A 17,875-nucleotide genomic window follows, 5' to 3' on the forward strand; every position below is an offset into this window, starting at 1 on the left:
CTATTTAAAAAATGCTGTACCGATTCGAACAAAGGTTGAGCCGAACTGAATCGCTTCTTTAAAATCACGACTCATTCCCATGCTTAGCTCTGTCATCGGCATATTAGGGATTTGTTTTTCTCTAATTTCTGCTTGCAGAGCCTGCGTATCCTTGAAAATTTCTTTCAATTCATCACTGTCTGCCTCAAAAGGAGCCATGGTCATTAAACCAACATACTCAATCTGATCTAACTTAGCCAATTCTGGCAAAAGTTCTAGCAATTCTTCTTTTGAAAACCCATGCTTGCTTTCTTCCCCAGAAATATTGACCTGCAAGAAACACTTGATAACATGATCTGTTCTCTTTTGAATTTCCTGGGCTAACTTTAAGGAGTCTAAAGCATGAAAGTAATCCACAAATGGGATTACTTCTTTCACTTTCCGTCTCTGTAGTGTTCCTATTAAATGCCAAGTAACTGGGTAATCTTTCAAGGCCTGATATTTTTCTAAAAATTTATCGACTCGATTTTCACCTATATGACGGACACCAAGCGGAAGCAAGGCTTCCGCTGTTTGTACATCTACATACTTTGTCACTGCGATTACTGAAACAGCATCTAGAGCACGGTTGGCTTCTTGACTAGCATCAGCTATTTGCTGAAAAACTAATTCAGTATTTTTTTTCAAATTCATTGATTAACGATTTTTGAAGAATGGAGGTGTATCCAATTCATCTTCATCTTGTGAAACTGGTGTTTCGAAGCGTTCTACTGGTGAAACAACTGGATCTGTTTGGCGAACAATAGACTCACGACGCAAATCCCAGTCTCCAAAAGCAGAGGCTTGGTTTGTTTCAAAACGACGTGGGCTTGATTTAGGCAATTCTGCTGTCTCTTCCAAGTCGAATTGACGGTCAAATGTGTGTGCTTGTGGCGCTTTAGTTGATGGACGTCCAACTGGTTGGTTGTTACGAGCTCCAACTACTTTTTCCACGCGCTCTTGACGAACACCTGTCGCTACAACAGTAACACGGATTTCATCCTTCATGCTTTCGTCAATTGATGTTCCAAGCCAGATGTTTACACCTTGACCAGCTGCTTGGTTGACAATTTCTGAAGCTTCTTCTGCTTCAATCAAAGTCAAGTCAAGACCACCAGTAACGTTGACGATGACATCCTCTGCACCATCAATAGTTGTTTCAAGAAGTGGAGAGTAAATAGCTTTACGAGCCGCTTCAACAACGCGTTCTTCACCACTACCGATACCGATCCCCATAAGGGCATTCCCTTTGTTGGCCATTACAGTTTTCACGTCAGCAAAGTCAAGGTTAATCAATCCTGGATTCGTGATCAAGTCAGTGATCCCTTGAACACCTTGGCGAAGAACGTTATCTGCTTCGCTAAGAGCTTCAAGAAGTGGCGTTTTCTTATCAACAATTTCAAGCAAGTTGTTATTAGAGATAATCAACAAAGTATCAACATGCTCGCGAAGTTCGTTGATTCCTTCTACAGCGTACTGGCCACGTTTGCTTCCTTCAAATCCGAAAGGACGTGTCACAACACCAACTGTAAGAGCACCAAGATCTTTAGCGATACGTGCAATAACAGGGGCTGCACCTGTACCAGATCCACCACCCATACCTGCAGTGATAAAGACCATGTCCGCTCCAGTGATAGCTTCCGTCAAAGCTTCTTCACTTTCTTCTGCAGCTTTACGTCCAACTTCTGGACGTCCTCCAGCACCCAAACCACGAGTCAATTTTGGACCAAGTTGGATAACTGTTTCTGCTTTCGTACTGCTAAGGGCTTGTACATCAGTGTTGGCTGCGATAAATTCTACACCAGCAACACCCTCGTCAACCATGCGGTTGATGGCGTTACCACCACCACCACCGACACCAATTACCTTAATAACTGCGCCTTGAGCTGCTGCTGTATCAAATGAAAATGTCATAATTTCTTATCCTCTTTTATTCATCAAACATGCTTCCGATCAAACCACGGAAACGTTCTGTTAGCTTCGGTTTACTTTGAGAACTTGCTTGGAATTCTTCCTTAGGAGCAACTGGAGCATCCGTCACAGTTTCAGCTGGAGCTGCTTGTGCTGGACTTGGTTGCGCTACTGGATTCAAACGTTGATTTGGAATGCCAAAGTTGATTGGTTTTTGACGAAGGAACTCATCTCCTTTAACTGCTTTTTGAGCAAGAAGATTGACTTCAGTCAATTTACCAGCAAACTCAGACAAGCTAATCACGTGAGCAAATGCAGGGTTGCGAATTCCAACTTGATTTGGTACATGGAGTTTTACGCGAACACCAAATACTTCTTGGGCTAATTCAACAATTCCTGGCAAAATTGCATTTCCACCGATAAGGACGATACCTCCTGGCAAATCCAACAAGTGTCTTCTTTCCAACTCTTGTTTGATTTGGTCAAAGATATGTTTGATGCGTGCTGAGATAATTTCTGCCAAGTAGCTTTCTGTTACTTCAACAGGTTCTACTTCACCAATTACTTCAACTTGGAAAGTTTCGTTACTTGCTAGTGGAACGTAAGCTTCACCATAGTTCAGTTTCAAACTTTCTGCAATTTTTTGAGATGTTTTCAAGACTTTAGAAATGTCTTTAGTAACGTAATCTCCACCTTCTTGGTAGATGTTAGTGAACTGCAATTCTTGGTTGCGGATAGTCGCTACAGTAGTCTGACCTCCACCCATGTCAATGACAGTCGCACCAAATTCGCGTTCGCCTTCGTTAAGAACGGAGTTGACAATTGCCAAAGGTGAAATAATCACATTATCAACATGAATACCTACACGCTCAACCGTCTTGCGAAGATTGTGTAGAATCGTACGAGGACCTGTGTAAAGCAGGCCACGCATTTCCAAGCGAACACCCATCATACCACGAGGGTCACGGATACCTTGGAAACCATCCACGATGAATTCTTCTGGAATAAAGGTAATCACTTCACGATCAGGAGTCATGCTCTTAGTCAAAGCTGATTTGACAACATTTTCAACATCTTGATCCGTGATTTCTTTGGTATCTGAAGTTACAGGAATCATTCCTTGTGTTGGTTCAACTTGCAAGAGGTTTGCTGGAAGGCCAACGTTAACAGACTTAATAGAAATACCAGCTTTCTCTTCTGCCTGTGTGATTGCGGATTTGATCGCTGAAGCAGCTGCTTCAATATCAACAATAATTCCGTCTTTTACACCTTTACTTTTGGCATTGCTAACACCAATTACATTTACTTCGCCATCTCTATGCTCAGCTACTAGCACTTTAATCGAGCTAGTTCCGATATCTAAGCCTGTAAAAAAACCATCTCTAGTCATTACATCGCATCCTCTCTGTCTTCCAAGTTTCTCACTTCTATTTAATAACTATGTTTGGGCATAGCTATTCAAAGAATATTATAACACAAAATATCTTATTGTGCTTAGATTTTGATAAATTTCCTAGTCATTTTTTCACTTTTTATTTCTATTTTTTTATCTTAACAGCCTTACTTTAAAAAAAGTATCGTTTTTTACAAAAAAAGAAAGCTTAAAATTAAGCTTTCTTCACAAGTATTTTTTCTGCTTTCTGCTCTAAAAAAACTTCTAATACTTTCTTGGTCAAACTAATAGCTGTAGCTAATACTAGCGACACAATCAGGTAATTGGCCACTAAGCCATGATCACCAACCAATGGTGGCTTTGTCAAGAATCCATAATCTCCTCCAGTCACTAAATTAACCACAAAAATCAGAGCATTAAGTGAGAAGGTTAATAAAATAATCCCCTTAACATCCAATAATCGAGGGTCATAGTGTCTAAATAAATAAACCAAAGAATTTCCTAGAAGAGCTAGGTGACCAAAAATGAAAGACAGGATGGCTATGTGGGGAAAAGGATAGGCATCGGGTACTGGATACACAAAAGCCGCAAGCGTTCCAAAGATTCCAAGTAGAGAAAAATATTGCTTGTATTTTGACTTACCAGGAAGTAACAGCACTACAAACATCGCCATACGACAATGATAAAATGGTAAACTTTCTGACAGCGGCATGTGATTTCCCCAGTACCAACTATAGAGAAGAATCAACTGGACAGCTTGTAAAATTTGGAAAAAACGTTGATAGACTTTTTTATCGTAATAGCGATAAGAAGCATAGAAGGTCAAAGCTAATAAAGTAAATAAACTTACATACCAGACAAGATCAAATTGGGGTGGTTCTGTGGCTTTCGTCGTAAAGAAAATATCCCATAAATTCATTTAATATTCCTCATTATTTCAAAATCTTCTCACATATTATACCATGCCAATAGAAAAAAATGAATTCAGAAATACGATAATAATCTTCTCAGTCAAGATATTGGTCTCTTTGTCCTTTATATACTTGCCAAAGAATCTCCATTTGCTCCTTGGTGATGCGTTTTTCAGATAAGACTGGCAATTGGTCAATGGCAAAAAATTGAAGGTCAGCAATTTCTTGATTTTCTTGAAATTGTCCGTCAAGAAGTTGACATTCAAAGACAAACTTTGCATATTGTTTGCTCTGTAGTTGGAAACGATTGGTATCAAAAACTGCAAGCAGCCTTTCAGCTTTTGCTGTAAAACCAGTTTCTTCTTCAATTTCTTTAAGAATATTTTCGGTTGGAGAGTAGCCGACTTCACCAAATCCACCTGGCAAAGCCCAACTATCCTCCCCTTTTCCTCTAACTAAACATACTTTTTCATCCTCAACAATCCAAGCACGGACGTCCATCAGAGGAGTTGCATAAGCGGAAGTCGGTTTCATGACTTCTGCCACTTCTTCTGCATCGAGGTCTGATACCTGATTCAACATTTCAGATAACAGGATTCGCAAGTCCTCGTAGCGCTCACGGTCGAAAGGATCTTTTGTAAAGGTTAATCCAGTATCCGTAATGGCTAGCATTCTTTGCAGATACTTGGTAAAATCACTTGCATTCATTTTCTAAACTTTCTACCAGCTTGGCTAGATTCATGGAGTTAGAGCCTTTAAGCAAAATTTGGTCATTGGCTCCAAGGCTTTCCTTAACCTTCTTGACTAGGTCTTCAAATTGGTCCTCGTCAGCTGTTTTCTTGAAGTAGAAAACGTGACCGATTGGGAACATTTGACTAGCCAGCTGGCTTAATTCCGCAATATCTTCTCCATAGAAAATCACGGTATCCACCACATCTGGCGATAGGCTCAAAATCATCTGGTTATGGAGTTGGACAGACTGGTCTCCGAGTTCCTTCATGTCTGCCAAGACAGCGATTTTCTTGCCTCCTTCGTTGGCTGGGATGGCAGAGAATGTCTCCAAAATCAACTTCATAGCTGTTGGATTAGCATTGTATACGTCAGACAGAATATCTGCTCCATTGGCTGCTTTCTTCCACTCAGTACGATTGCGGGTCAATTCTAGGTTCTGAAAGGCCTGATGAATTTGCTCCTCTGACACTCCTTCTTGAAGAGCCACATAAGCAGCAATCATAGCATTGGTGGCATTGTACTTACCTGTCACTGGCAAATCGAGGGCTTGCTCCAAGAAATTGGCCTTAAAGGTCAGACTATTCTTGCGCTCAACCAAGTCTGTGATTTCCAGCTCTGCTCCTGGCCCAAAACGAACCACCTTTTTATCTGTAGGCAAGTAGTCCTCTACAATCGAGTCAGCTGGTGCCAGAAGCAAAGAACCTGAAGCCATACCATCTGCAATCTGCATTTTTCCTTTGGCAATCTCAGAACGGTCTTTGAAAAAGGCCAAATGAGCCTCTCCAACCAAGGTCACAATGGCTGTCTTAGGATGAGCCAATTCAGACAAGAGATGGATATCCCCCAAGTGATCCTGCCCCATTTCCAAGACCAATTTTTCAGTATCATCTGGCATATGAAGAACTGTGTAAGGAAGACCAATCTCGTTATTGTAATTGCCTTGAGTTTTGTAGGTCTTGTAGGTTGTTGACAGTAAATGCGCCAACATATCCTTGGTCGTTGTCTTACCATTTGAACCCGTAACGGCAAAGACATCAACTGCCGTTTTTTCAAGATAGTAGGCGGCGAGGGTTTGAAAGGCAGTCAAAACGTCGTCTACTAGAATGTAGGGATGATTTGCAACCTCTTTCTCAGACAAGGTTACTACTGCACCATTTTCAAAAGCTGTTTCGATAAAGTCATGACCGTCACGCGCACCTTTAAGTGGCACAAACAAATCACCTGTCCCAATCAAACGACTGTCAAACTCAGCCTTTTCTAACTGAACGTCCGCAAAAAGACTAACGTCATTTTTAGCTCCTACAACTTGGGCCACTTCATGGATTGTTAATTTCATTTCTACTCCTTTAAAAAGGGTTGAAGTCCGAGAACTCGACTCACCTTGCAGTGATAGTTCCGGCTTCTACCCTCTCTTTCATTTTATAGCAAATGCGCTTCGCGCTTGTCAAAACTTTGCTTAGCAAGGTCAACCAAACGCTCGATTAGTTCTGGGTAGCTGATTCCCATATTGTCCCAAAGTAGTGGATACATAGACCACTGGGTAAAACCTGGCATGGTATTTAGCTCGTTTAGGAAAATCTCGCCCTTATCTGTATAGAAGAAATCACAACGAGACAGACCGAGGCCACCGATTGCACGGAAGGCTGTTTCAGCATTTCGACGCATGACAGCTACTACATCATCACTAATCTTGGCTGGGATGTCCATGGTAATCTTGTTATCGATATATTTGGCATCGTAGTCATAAAAGGCAACATCCTTGACCACTTCACCAGGAAGCGTGCTCTTCACATCATAGTTGCCCAAGAGACCAACCTCGATTTCACGAGCATTCACCCCTTGCTCTACCAAGACACGGCTGTCATATTGGAAGGCGAGTTCCAAGGCTTGACGGAGTTCTTCTTGGTTTTCAGACTTAGAAATACCGACACTTGAACCCATGTTTGACGGTTTCGTGAAGACTGGATAAGTCAATTTTTCTTCAACTTCAGCGATTTTAGCAGTCACATCATCGCCTTCGACAATGGCCACATAAGGTACTTGATCAATCCCTACTGATTCTAAAACACGCTTAGTCGTAATTTTGTCCATGGCAAGGCTTGATGACAAGATATTGCAACCAACATAGGGCATTTTCAAAACTTCTAAGAATCCTTGAACTGAACCATCTTCTCCCATCGGACCATGAAGAACCGGAAAGACCACTGCACCTTCTTCGTAGATGGCACTTGGTGCAACTTTCTTATCCCAGTCAATAGTCGCATTAGTCATGAGACGATCTTCTTGACCTGGAGTCTGGCTAAATTCTTGCGTTTTGATAAAGTCACCTGATTGGCTGATGAAGAAAGTTTTGACAGTGAAACGATCGTAGTTGACCGCACGCATCACACTCTCAGCTGAAAGGACAGAGACTTCACGCTCTGCACTCCGTCCACCGTATAAAAGAATAATCGTTTGTTTCATATTATTTGTTCCAATTCTAATAGAATACTCGTTCTTTAGTATATCATATTTGCTTCTTTTTTGAAACTTGAACATGGTACTAGAATTCAAGAAACATAAAAGAGACCTATAACATCAAAGTCGGTCTCCTTAATTTTCTTATGAATAAATTTAGTTCGTAAATTGTCTACTCCTACAACTCTGTCCGATTTTCAATGGCTCGTAAGAGTGTGACTTCGTCCGCATACTCGATATCTGCTCCCACGGCTAGTCCTCGTGCTAGGCGAGTGACCTTGATGCCAGCTGGCTTGAGGAGACGAGAGAGATACATAGATGTCGCTTCTCCATCCGCTGTCGCATTGGTTGCCACGATCACTTCTGAAACCTCACTATCCATAAGACGGGTCATGAGACTCTTGAGGTTGATATCGTCTGGGCTGATACCATTCATCGGAGAAATGAGGCCGTGCAAGACGTGATAGAGTCCGTGGTATTCTTGGATGTTTTCCATAGCAGCCACATCGCGACTATCCTCTAGCACCAAGATGGTTGTCTGGTCTCGAGTCGGGTCCGTACAGATCGAGCAAGGATCATCATCCGTTAAACGGCCACAGATGGAACAATAGGTCAATTCCCGCTTAGCAGACAGGAGATTTTTGGCAAATTCATTGACATCATCATCAGACATTCCAATGGTATAGAAGGCTAGGCGGGTAGCCGTTTTAATCCCGATACCCGGAAGCTTTGAATAGCTATCAATCAGCTTGGCAATAGGTGTTGGATACAGCATAAGTTCCTTTCTAATTCATTGGATGGTGTTGGTTATAGAGGTTGATAATGTCGCGCGCAATGGAAGGTCCAACACCGTTTGTTAGGTTGGTGTTATGAGGAAAGACGACTGCGACCGCAATTTGGGGATTATCCGACGGTGCATAAGCGACGGCATTGGTGTTATTAGCTTTTTGACCGCCATTAACGTAACTTTCGGCAGTACCCGTTTTCCCACTGATGGATACGGCTGCGCCATTTGAAAAGGCACGACCTGTCGTAAGGGCACTCGTTCCATGCGAAACTTGATAGAAACCTTGGTGCAAGATAGCCATATCGGCTTCTGAGATATTGACCTTGTTCATTTCCTTGGCAGCTGTTTCCTGAACTAGACTGCCTAAGCCACCTTGGTCATTGTTTCCATAAACCCCTTCAACGATGTGAGGAGCCAAACGTACGCCATTGTTTGCAATGGTTGCGACATACTGGGCTAGCTGCATCGGTGTGTAGTTGTCAAACTGACCAAAGGAATTATTGATATAGTTCCCCAAATCAAATTCTTTTGGCGTAAATCCTGTAGATTCATCTGGGAGGTCAATCCCTGTTGAAGCTCCGAGTCCATATTCCCCAAAGGTTGATCGCAATTTGCCCATTGCAGTCTCTAACTGTCCCGTTGCGACTGTCATATTTGGTGTGTAGGTTTGTCCCATGATTCCTAGCGCAGTTTGAACCATGTAAGTATTAGAAGAGTATTCCAAAGCCTCAACTGCTGTGATAGGGAAAGAGCCATAGGACAAGGTATACCATGAATTGATAGGGGCCGAACCTTGGAAAACAATCGGCTGGTCTGTCAAGGTTTGATTACCTGACAAGACTCCATTTTCCCAACCAGAGCTGATGGTCGCTGCCTTAACGACAGATCCTGGCACAAAGACATTGGTTATCGTTCCAAGCGAATCTGAACTTAATTTTCCGGATTCGACATCATGCTTGACACCTGACATGGCCAAAACTGCTCCGGTTTTAGGATTGAGGACTACGGCGTAGACTCCTTCAGAATATTTGGCTCCACCATTGCCCAACTCTGAGTTGAAGTAACTCTTGAGTAGGTCATCCACACCATTCTGGAAAGCTAGGTCAACCGTTAACTTGATATTGTTTCCTTTGCTTCCTTCTTCGACATTTTCCACACTTTCCATATTTCCGTGTTTGTCGAGGTGGATTTCTTTGACGGAGCGTTTGCCTTGAAGAACATCTTCATATTGCTTTTCAAGATAGGAAGTTCCCACTCGGTCATTGAGAGAATACCCTTTTTTGAGATAAGCATCAACTTCCTCAGCTGGAAGTCCTGACTTCTCATTTGAAACGCTACCAACGATTGTTGATAAAGATGTATCCAGTACTTTACGATCCCATGAGGTTGAAATGCTGATACCTGGTAATTCCTTGGACGCTGATGCAACGAGAGCAACTTGGGTATCATCTAAGGCGTCCGTAGAAATGGTTCCCGTTGCAAAATTTTCAACGGCATTGAGCTGACTAAAGAGATAGATTTCCTTTTTCTGGTCATCTGTATAATTAAGTTGACTCACGTCAATGCTTTCAACCGCATTATTGTAAAGTGTCGCTTCCGATAAGCGGTTCCCATCTGAATCCAGGCGTTTGTCGCTTGGCAAGGATTCGACTGTTTTTTTGTAAATATCCTGGTCCGCCAAGTAGTAGTCTGCAATCTGTCGATCTGTCAGATCAGGAGAGGTTACATTTACATACGTGAGGAGTTTCTTGGCTGTCTCCTTCAATTCAGTTGCTGTCATTTTATTGTTTCGTGTGAAAGAAACAACTTGCTTGACAGTATTTTCTACCAAGGGTTTCCCTGCCGCATCATAGATCTGTCCACGAGCTGAACTGGTTGTTACCCTTGTTTGGCTGGCTGAGGCCAATTTTGTTTCATAGAAATCTTTATTGAGCACCTGCATGTATAACAAACGACCAATAATGGCCATAAAGAGCAGGATGACAATCGCAAATAATAAATTAAGCCGAATCGGAATCGAATGGCTATTGAATTTTCTCATACAACTAAGACTCTTTTCTAGAAAAATTCCCGATTTCCACCTTTATTTTCCCTAAAATAATAGAGCAAACAGGTGAAGCTCAGTATATTTCATTGTACCATATTTTACGGAGAAACTCTTGGAAAAGTCGAAGCATTTTTTGACTTTCAACTGAAAATGCCTTTTTATTTGGTTATCCTAACTTCTATGATATAATGATAGTAATAGTTAGGAAAGCGTTAACTTTTAAGACTTTGACTCATGAAAAGGAGCTCCATGAAAAAGCAGGATATCGCAACCATAATCGACCTCCATTTTGAAGAATTAACCGAGCTTGAGCAAGAAATCGCTCGCTATTTTTTACAACCTGAAACGATCCAAGATGATCTTTCTTCTCAGCAAGTTACCCAGAAATTACATATCTCCCAAGCAGCTCTGACTCGCTTTGCCAAAAAGTGTGGTTTTACAGGCTACCGAGAATTTGTTTTTCAATACCAACACCAGGCTAGTAAACAGGACACTCATTCACACAAACACAGTCCCTTGACCAAACGAGTTTTACGAAGCTACAGCATCATGCGGGAACACACGCAGGATTTGATTGATGAAGCGCAACTTGAACGAGTTGCTCAGCTAATCGATGATGCTGAACGGGTTTACTTTTTTGGGACGGGAAGTTCTGGTCTGATTGCCCGTGAGATGAAGCTACGTTTTATGCGATTAGGTGTGGTCTGCGAAGCCTTAACCGATCAAGATGGTTTTGCTTGGACGACCAGTATCATGGATGAAAATTGTTTGGTGCTAGGTTTTTCCCTGTCTGGCACTACCCAATCTGTCCTAGATAGTTTGCTGGATGCCAAGGATATGGGCGCCAAGACCATTCTCTTTACCAGTTCTCCTAGCAAAGACTGTCAGGCCTACACCGAAACCGTCCTAGTCGCAAGTCATAGCCAATCTTCATATATCCAGCGTATTTCCGCTCAGCTCCCTATGCTCTTTTTAACAGATTTGATTTATGCTTACTTTTTAGAAATCAATCGTGAGAGCAAGGAAAAAATCTTTAATAGCTATTGGGAAAATAAAAAACTCAACGGCTATCGTAGACAAAAACGCGCTAGAAAATCCTAGTTTGGTTGGACCAAACTAGGATTGTTTTGTTTTGAAATGATAATAGGCTCATAAGTGATCTTTCCAATCTTTCTCTTTGTGCTAATGATTTTTTATCTATGTTTTTCAGTTCTGCCATAAATTCCCCTTTCCTTTTTTGAATTTTTGACAACAAAAAAGGAAGTATCGGCTATTTGCTTTTACTTCCTCTCTATAATCTTATTTAATTGTTTTACTTTAACAAACTGGGTATTGTCATACAATTAATTTACTCGCCAGCTTGTAAACTTGCTTTATTTCTTTACTTTCTAAATCCCAACTATCAAGTTCAATTTTAATCAACTCTGGGAATTTCTTACTAATATCCCTTAAAGCATTTCCAACAGATTTTCTTACATATTCGCTTCCATCTTCTTTTAAGTTTGCAATTCTTTCAATAGCTTCATTCGGATTTTCCTTGAAATACGGTCTACTTGTCCATATTCTCAAACCCTCTGTAACTGCTCTTCTTGTATTTGGATTGCTATTTTGTAGCCATTCATCAATAATAGAAAGTGAATTTTCATAACCTGTTTTCTTACAAAATTCATCAAATGCCTTTGCTAATACTTCTTGAACTCTCCAATTATCGTCTTTAGAAACTTCATCTCTCATAAATCTTAAAATTTCTTCATCTGATGATAAATATCCAAAGAGAAACACACCATACATTCTAACTTGATATACATTGGATTTATAAGCTAAAAATGCTAATTTTTTGCTATACTCATTATTATTAGATTTATAATCAGCAAATGCTCTTTTTTCTTGCTCTTTAAAGCCATTTTCTATCAAAGAGAATTCTTTTTCTAAACTCAAAATATATTCTTTCAATTAGCCTCGCCTCCTAACAAAATCCCAATTTGTCAATTTCTCGTCCATCTCATTATATCACTTTTTTCTTCTTGGATTAGGTTTAGTATTTAGAAACAAAGTAGAGAGCTTGTACCGTCTTCTAAGGCTATCTCCTCTCATATATTTTTCGATGGTAGGAAATCTGCTCCTATCGTTCTTTTTTTTGTAATTCTCTTTGTCTTTCCACTACTTTTCATATACTTGACAGTTTTTCTATCATCAAAAAAAATTAAGCAAAACAGTTTTCACTCGAGTAGTGATTCAGTGTTTTTCTTAATTCTATAGCTCCAAACTAGGATTGTTTTGTCTTGATACTCTTCGAAAATCAAATTCAAACCACGTCAGCTTCACCTTGCCGTACTCAAGTACTGCCTACGGCTAGCTTCCTACTTTGCTCTTTGATTTTCATTGAGTATAAAATGATAATAGGCACCCAACATCCCTGCTGTATTTTGATGATGGGCAAATTCCAATCGTGTTTTTTCAGCTAAGCTTGGTACCAAGGCGGCCTTCAAGGCTGTGCGGATCTTTGGTTTGAGGATAGCCTCTTGTCCCATGATACCGCCACCGAGAATGACTACTTCTGGATTGGCAACGTAGCAAATATTTGCCAGACCTTTTCCTAAATAGTCTACCATGCGGTCAATACCTGCCATACAGATCTTGTTTCCTTCGGTAGCTTCCTTGAAGATGCGTCGGCCATTCCACTGATCAACTGGATCTCCATGAGCTACTGCTACATACTCAACCAAGGCTGTCGTAGAAGCAAGATCCTGAAAAGCTCCATCCTGCATGTGCATGTAACCGACTTCGCAGGCCGAATTGCTAAATCCATGGAAGACTTTCCCATCCATAATCAAGCAACCACCGATACCGGTTCCAATGGTCAAGCAAAGTGTGACACTCGCTCCCTTGCCTGAACCAGATACTGCCTCAGCAAGACCTGCACAGTTGACATCATTTTCAATCTCACAAGGGATATTAAAGCTCGTCTCAATTTCCTTCTTGAACTGGGTTCCTGCATAGTTGGGAATCTGAGGACCAGCATAAAAAATCTCACCCTTATCAGGATCCACCATTCCTGCAGAAGAAATGGCAACACCTGCTACTGGGCCTTTTTCTAAATAGCTGGCTACGATATCTTTTGTCTTTTGTAAGATATGAGGTCCACCCTTATGCGCCTCAGTTGGCATTTCATGCGATTCAACAAGTTGACCTTCTTGGTCAATCAAACCATATTTGATATTGGTTCCACCGATATCAATTGCAACGTAGTGTGTCATAAATACCTCCTTATGGATTAGAGGAAGCGCTCCTTGGTTTCACGAATCAATTGCGCTGCTGCTTCTACAACTGGTCGATCTTCTTCAGTCACTGGCGTCAATGGTGAACGAACTGATCCAATGTTCAAGCCTTCATTGATCTTCAAGACTTCCTTAATCACACCGTACATATTTCCATGTGCAGAAGTGAGCTTGCCAATGATTGCATTGATAGCATACTGCAATTCACGCGCTGTTTCCAAGTCTTTCTCAGCAATCAACTCATTGAGTTTCAAGAAGAGTTCTGGCATCGCACCATAAGTACCACCGATACCAGCTTTAGCACCCATGAGGCGTCCACCTAGGAACTGTTCATCTGGACCATTAAAGACGATGTGGTCTTCTCCACCAAGGCTGACAAAGGTTTGGATATCTTGAACTGGCATAGAAGAGTTCTTAACACCGATAACACGAGGATTCTTCAACATTTCAGTGTAGAGACTTGGAGTCAAAGCAACACCTGCCAATTGAGGAATATTGTAGATAACATAGTCTGTATTTGGAGCTGCAGCACTGATATCGTTCCAGTATTTGGCAACTGAGTATTCTGGCAAGCGGAAGTAAATCGGTGGAATCGTTGCAATAGCATCTACACCCAAACTTTCTGCGTGGCGAGCAAGTTCCATACTGTCTTTGGTATTGTTGCAAGCTACATGAGCGATGATAGTCAATTTCCCTTTGGCAACTGCCATGACTTCTTCCAAAATCAATTTGCGATCTGCCACACTTTGGTAAATACATTCACCAGAAGAACCATTGACATAGAGACCTTGAACTCCCTTATCAATAAAGTATTGAACCAAGGCGCGTGTACGCTCTGGACTGACTTCTCCTTGATCATCATAACATGCGTAGAAGGCTGGAATGACACCTTCGTATTTTTTCAAATCTGACATAGATTTTCTCCTAAGATTTCTTTTTTTTCTGCTGAGAGCAGTTCTATTTTTTACAAGTTTAGTATACACCTTGTGAAAATCGCTTTCAATATCTTGTATACACTTAGATTTTAGTTTCTACTTGTATTTTAGAAACTGTAACGATTGAAAGTAGTTTCAGAAACAAGCCATCCTACTGGTATTTGGCGAAGATTTTCTCCATCAATCCTGCTTGGAGAAAAACTAGTAAACCAAAGCCAAAGAGGATAAAGGCTGACCCACCCAAAAGGAGAGTGAAGGCGGATAGATAAAGAACCATCACTATAAGAAAGAGAATGGCTAACATGAGGAAGAACCAAGGAAAGTTAAAACTTGCCAAGATAAGCCCTTTTTGCAGCACTTCTTTCCAAGACAAATCATAGCGCGCAGCGATGGGATAACTAGCCAGCATCACGAGAGTGAGGAAGATGAGAATCCCCAAACATATAGCTTTCACAATCTGGAAATGCAAAGCAGTCTGTCCCCAGAAGAGATAGAGGTCTAGAAGGCTTAATGACACAATGCCTAACTCTAACAGACCCAACTGAAGCCCCAGTTTCAAATTTTGCTTGAAGGCCCTTATATAAGTTCTAAATACTGGTACCCGTCTGCTTCTCTTAATCTCAAACATGGTTTCATAGAGGCTGATTTTTGCCACTCCAATCGTCACGATGGGCAAACAAGAGACGACAAAAAGAAGATTGACTGTCACGATATCCAAGACCTTCTCACTGAAACGCATGAGAAAATTATCTGTATCAAATGCTGCCTTGATAAGGCTTACCCCTTTTTGTGCCATGTTTGCTCCTCCTGATTCTTTTAATCAATCAAAATTTTAAAGAGATATTTGCGAACCTTTTCTTCCATCCCTGAGTAGCCATTTGGCTGATGAGGTTCTCCTGGGAAGAAAATTGCAAAATTGTGATAGCCCAACAAGAGTGGGTATTTTTCATGACAATGGACAAAGCCAATGTCGCTCGCTTCGTCGAATGCTACTGCTTCGTCTTTGATACGTGAACCGTAGCTCGAATATTCATGTCCTTCTACCAGCAAATGCAAGTCTGCATAGTTCTTATGGTGCTCAAATTGATCATTTTCAGCTTGATTGAGGACATTTTCCTGCACAACTAGAAAGACCTTGTCCCCGTCAATCTCATACTTACCGAGTTCGAAAGAATCTTTACGGTGCTGATAGAGATAGTCGATAGCCTTGTCTAGATTGGTATGGATACCCTTGTAAAAGGCGATGTTTTTCAAATCGTCAAAAATCATACTGTTTCCTTCGTTTCTGATAGTTACTATTTTTCAGTTTCGAATTATCCTTCTCTATTTCCCTGTAATAGTGCGGACGGAAGCAAATTTCTTCGGTATTTCATTCCTAATTTTTGAGCCTTTTGCTCTTTCATCGTCAGTCTCAAAATTCCGTCTAAGATAAGCGTAAGATTCTTATCTTAGATACCACTAAAGCGGAAAATAGCCACCATAAAACGAACCTACTCTAACTAGTATCATGAAAAGAGTTCATTCTTAAGTTTATAAGTGTCTGACAAAACTTCACGAAGTAACTGCATACTCTCCATTTTGTAGACACTTATAACTCTGTATTTCCATGGCATGTCAAGACCACTTCTGCAATCTTGATACACTAATTTACTTTTCTTAACCTTTGACCGCTCCCATAGTAATCCCCTGTGTGAAGGATTTTTGGAAGACAAGGAAGACGGTTACAATTGGCACGGCTGCAAGAGCTGCACCCGCCATGATCAAACCATAGTTGGTTGCCATTTCGGCCTGCATGGTCGCAACCCCGAGTGAGATGGTCAAGTTTTGACGTGAAGTCAACATAACCAACTGCATAAAGTAGTCGTTCCAAGTATTGATGAAGGTAAAGATCGCAAGGGCTGCAAATCCTGGTTTCACGATAGGGAAGGCTACGCTCCAGAAGGTACGAATCTCACCACAACCGTCGATTTTAGCTGATTCAAGCAATTCTGTAGGGATGTTTTCGCTGAACTGTTTCATGAGGAAGACCCCAAATGGCCATCCAATCAAAGGCAAGATAACTGCCCAAAGAGTATCGTGAATTCCCATGAAGTTAACGATACGTACCAATGGTACAAGGACAACTTGTTTTGGAAGCGCCATGGCAGCGATAAAGACTGCAAAGAGGATGCGTTGACCGTAGAAACGTTTTTTAGCCAAGACATAACCTGCTAGAGAAGAGGTTGCGCAGACTAGGAACATGGTTACCAGTGAGATAAATACAGAGTTCCACATCCACTGCATAGCAGGGTTTTGCACCATGAGTTGTTGGAAGTTCTCCATGGTTGGCATTTTAGGGAACCACTGTGGCGGAATCATAATGGTATCAGGTTGTGATTTGAAGGCCCCTGTCAAGATCCAGTAGAATGGAAAGATGAACAGCACGGTCAACAAGAGCAAGATAATCGTTGAAATAACAGTGAAAGCTGTTAAAGGTTTCTTTTGTGTAGGTTGCATAACTGTCTCCTTTCTTTAGTATTCTACGTCGTTTCCGAGGATCTTGAATTGAGCAAAGCTGACAATGGCAATCATCACTGCCAAGAAGACACCGATGGTATTTGCATAGCCGTACTCTGTTAATTGGAAGGCTTTTTCGTAAAGGTAGTACATCAAGGTACTTGTTGAGTAGTTTGGACCACCAGAAGTCAAGAGCTGAATCAAGGCGAAACATTGGAATGAGTTGATAGTCGTAATAATTGCGATGTAAAGAGTTGTTGGAAGAAGGCTAGGCCATTTGATCTTCCAGAAGACTTGAAACTCAGTCGCACCGTCAACACGCGCTGCTTCAACAAGTGAGTTGTCAATATTCCCCATGGCAGCGATATAAAGGATAATCGGTTGACCAACAGATGTTGTCAAAAGGATGATCATAATCGCTAGCAAAGCCCAGTTTTTGTCACCCAGCCAAGAAATGTTTTGGCTGATGATATGGCTTGACTTAAGGACAAAGTTCAAAATCCCTGATAGTGGGTCATAGATCCATTTCCATACAACCGTTACGGCAACACTACCTGTAACTACAGGAAGGAAGAAGACGAAACGATAGAAAGAACGGGCAATGGCATTTTGATGATAGGTTTGAGATGCTACAAAGAGCGAGAAGAGAACCACAATCGGAACAGATCCAATAACCAGGATAACGGTATTGATCAAAGACTTCATAAAGACAGGATCTTTAAACATACGAATGTAGTTGTCCAAGCCCACAAACTCAAATTTAGTCATGGAGTAGTTAAAGAAACTTGTAATGAATCCCATAATCATAGGAGCCAAGACAAAGATGACAAAGAAGAATAACACTGGTGCTAGGAAAGCGTAGGAAATCACTGTTTCCCGCATACGAATTTTATTGACTTTCACAGTCGGC

17 protein-coding genes are annotated in these 17,875 nt (G+C 41.2%); 1 reads left to right on the forward strand and 16 read right to left on the reverse strand.

The features are described 5' to 3' along the window. From PCY17_RS02155 to pbp2b, 9 genes are all read right to left on the reverse strand, one after another. A complete protein-coding gene (locus PCY17_RS02155; protein WP_049505659.1) occupies window positions 1-672 on the reverse strand; it encodes a YggS family pyridoxal phosphate-dependent enzyme in 672 nt (223 codons plus the stop codon). A 3-nt stretch (window positions 673-675) separates the two neighbouring features. Then, window positions 676-1,932, reverse strand: a complete 1,257-nt coding sequence (ftsZ, locus tag PCY17_RS02160; protein WP_000144261.1) for a cell division protein FtsZ — start codon at window positions 1,930-1,932, stop codon at window positions 676-678. A 16-nt stretch (window positions 1,933-1,948) separates the two neighbouring features. Further along, complete coding sequence (ftsA, locus tag PCY17_RS02165; protein ID WP_000196342.1) at window positions 1,949-3,319, reverse strand: cell division protein FtsA; 1,371 nt, start codon at window positions 3,317-3,319, stop codon at window positions 1,949-1,951. A gap of 217 nt (window positions 3,320-3,536) precedes the next feature. Next, entirely contained in the window at window positions 3,537-4,241 is a 705-nt protein-coding gene (locus PCY17_RS02170; RefSeq protein WP_247924318.1) for a TIGR02206 family membrane protein, read from the reverse strand. Between the two features lie 88 nt (window positions 4,242-4,329). Next, window positions 4,330-4,941, reverse strand: a complete 612-nt coding sequence (locus PCY17_RS02175) for an NUDIX hydrolase (protein ID WP_247924319.1) — start codon at window positions 4,939-4,941, stop codon at window positions 4,330-4,332. Beyond that, window positions 4,928-6,301 (reverse strand): UDP-N-acetylmuramoyl-tripeptide--D-alanyl-D-alanine ligase, encoded by a 1,374-nt coding sequence (gene murF, locus PCY17_RS02180; protein ID WP_247954546.1) that lies wholly within the window; start codon window positions 6,299-6,301, stop codon window positions 4,928-4,930. Before murF ends, PCY17_RS02175 begins: the two co-directional genes overlap by 14 nt. Window positions 6,302-6,384: 83 nt before the next feature. Next, window positions 6,385-7,428: a D-alanine--D-alanine ligase gene (locus PCY17_RS02185; protein WP_129313347.1), complete on the reverse strand. Its 1,044-nt coding sequence runs from the start codon at window positions 7,426-7,428 to the stop codon at window positions 6,385-6,387. 172 nt (window positions 7,429-7,600) lie between these two features. Then, the gene (gene recR, locus PCY17_RS02190) at window positions 7,601-8,197 is read right to left on the reverse strand and encodes a recombination mediator RecR (protein WP_000966754.1); all 597 of its coding nucleotides are present in this window, start codon (window positions 8,195-8,197) and stop codon (window positions 7,601-7,603) included. A gap of 10 nt (window positions 8,198-8,207) precedes the next feature. Further along, window positions 8,208-10,250 (reverse strand): penicillin-binding protein PBP2B, encoded by a 2,043-nt coding sequence (gene pbp2b, locus PCY17_RS02195; RefSeq protein ID WP_084921700.1) that lies wholly within the window; start codon window positions 10,248-10,250, stop codon window positions 8,208-8,210. A 255-nt stretch (window positions 10,251-10,505) separates the two neighbouring features. Here pbp2b and PCY17_RS02200 point away from each other — a divergent pair, with 255 nt between their 5' ends. After that, window positions 10,506-11,357 (forward strand): MurR/RpiR family transcriptional regulator, encoded by an 852-nt coding sequence (locus tag PCY17_RS02200; RefSeq protein ID WP_247924321.1) that lies wholly within the window; start codon window positions 10,506-10,508, stop codon window positions 11,355-11,357. Window positions 11,358-11,591: 234 nt separating this feature from the next. Here the strand turns inward: PCY17_RS02200 and PCY17_RS02205 are convergent, their stop codons facing one another. The 7 genes from PCY17_RS02205 to PCY17_RS02235 all read right to left on the reverse strand — a co-directional run bounded on the left by PCY17_RS02205 (window position 11,592) and on the right by PCY17_RS02235 (window position 17,847). Beyond that, entirely contained in the window at window positions 11,592-12,209 is a 618-nt protein-coding gene (locus PCY17_RS02205) for a DNA alkylation repair protein (RefSeq protein ID WP_247924322.1), read from the reverse strand. Window positions 12,210-12,616: 407 nt separating this feature from the next. Further along, window positions 12,617-13,513, reverse strand: a complete 897-nt coding sequence (locus PCY17_RS02210; RefSeq protein WP_301391130.1) for an ROK family protein — start codon at window positions 13,511-13,513, stop codon at window positions 12,617-12,619. A gap of 17 nt (window positions 13,514-13,530) precedes the next feature. Beyond that, complete coding sequence (locus tag PCY17_RS02215) at window positions 13,531-14,448, reverse strand: dihydrodipicolinate synthase family protein (protein ID WP_033630084.1); 918 nt, start codon at window positions 14,446-14,448, stop codon at window positions 13,531-13,533. Between the two features lie 172 nt (window positions 14,449-14,620). Further along, a complete protein-coding gene (locus tag PCY17_RS02220) occupies window positions 14,621-15,265 on the reverse strand; it encodes a YesL family protein (RefSeq protein WP_070838285.1) in 645 nt (214 codons plus the stop codon). Between the two features lie 20 nt (window positions 15,266-15,285). After that, on the reverse strand, window positions 15,286-15,738 hold the full coding sequence (locus PCY17_RS02225) for a YhcH/YjgK/YiaL family protein (RefSeq protein WP_070838283.1): 453 nt from the start codon (window positions 15,736-15,738) through the stop codon (window positions 15,286-15,288). Between the two features lie 387 nt (window positions 15,739-16,125). Next, on the reverse strand, window positions 16,126-16,965 hold the full coding sequence (locus tag PCY17_RS02230) for a carbohydrate ABC transporter permease (RefSeq protein ID WP_001183243.1): 840 nt from the start codon (window positions 16,963-16,965) through the stop codon (window positions 16,126-16,128). Window positions 16,966-16,980: 15 nt separating this feature from the next. Beyond that, on the reverse strand, window positions 16,981-17,847 hold the full coding sequence (locus PCY17_RS02235) for a carbohydrate ABC transporter permease (RefSeq protein ID WP_161800156.1): 867 nt from the start codon (window positions 17,845-17,847) through the stop codon (window positions 16,981-16,983). Between the last annotated feature and the right edge of the window lie 28 nt (window positions 17,848-17,875).

Source organism: Streptococcus sp. SO2 (assembly GCF_030440025.1).

Excerpts from the sequence above, each read along its gene's own strand:
- recR (WP_000966754.1), bottom strand. The coding sequence starts at position 8,197 with ATGCTGTATCCAACACCTATTGCCAAGCTGATTGATAGCTATTCAAAG.
- pbp2b (WP_084921700.1), bottom strand. The coding sequence starts at position 10,250 with ATGAGAAAATTCAATAGCCATTCGATTCCGATTCGGCTTAATTTATTA.
- PCY17_RS02210 (WP_301391130.1), bottom strand. The coding sequence starts at position 13,513 with ATGACACACTACGTTGCAATTGATATCGGTGGAACCAATATCAAATAT.
- ftsZ (WP_000144261.1), bottom strand. The coding sequence starts at position 1,932 with ATGACATTTTCATTTGATACAGCAGCAGCTCAAGGCGCAGTTATTAAG.
- PCY17_RS02185 (WP_129313347.1), bottom strand. The coding sequence starts at position 7,428 with ATGAAACAAACGATTATTCTTTTATACGGTGGACGGAGTGCAGAGCGT.
- PCY17_RS02200 (WP_247924321.1), top strand. The coding sequence starts at position 10,506 with ATGAAAAAGCAGGATATCGCAACCATAATCGACCTCCATTTTGAAGAA.
- PCY17_RS02220 (WP_070838285.1), bottom strand. The coding sequence starts at position 15,265 with ATGGCACAAAAAGGGGTAAGCCTTATCAAGGCAGCATTTGATACAGAT.
- PCY17_RS02235 (WP_161800156.1), bottom strand. The coding sequence starts at position 17,847 with ATGCGGGAAACAGTGATTTCCTACGCTTTCCTAGCACCAGTGTTATTC.
- PCY17_RS02215 (WP_033630084.1), bottom strand. The coding sequence starts at position 14,448 with ATGTCAGATTTGAAAAAATACGAAGGTGTCATTCCAGCCTTCTACGCA.
- PCY17_RS02175 (WP_247924319.1), bottom strand. The coding sequence starts at position 4,941 with ATGAATGCAAGTGATTTTACCAAGTATCTGCAAAGAATGCTAGCCATT.
- PCY17_RS02225 (WP_070838283.1), bottom strand. The coding sequence starts at position 15,738 with ATGATTTTTGACGATTTGAAAAACATCGCCTTTTACAAGGGTATCCAT.
- PCY17_RS02155 (WP_049505659.1), bottom strand. The coding sequence starts at position 672 with ATGAATTTGAAAAAAAATACTGAATTAGTTTTTCAGCAAATAGCTGAT.
- ftsA (WP_000196342.1), bottom strand. The coding sequence starts at position 3,319 with ATGACTAGAGATGGTTTTTTTACAGGCTTAGATATCGGAACTAGCTCG.
- murF (WP_247954546.1), bottom strand. The coding sequence starts at position 6,301 with ATGAAATTAACAATCCATGAAGTGGCCCAAGTTGTAGGAGCTAAAAAT.
- PCY17_RS02170 (WP_247924318.1), bottom strand. The coding sequence starts at position 4,241 with ATGAATTTATGGGATATTTTCTTTACGACGAAAGCCACAGAACCACCC.
- PCY17_RS02230 (WP_001183243.1), bottom strand. The coding sequence starts at position 16,965 with ATGCAACCTACACAAAAGAAACCTTTAACAGCTTTCACTGTTATTTCA.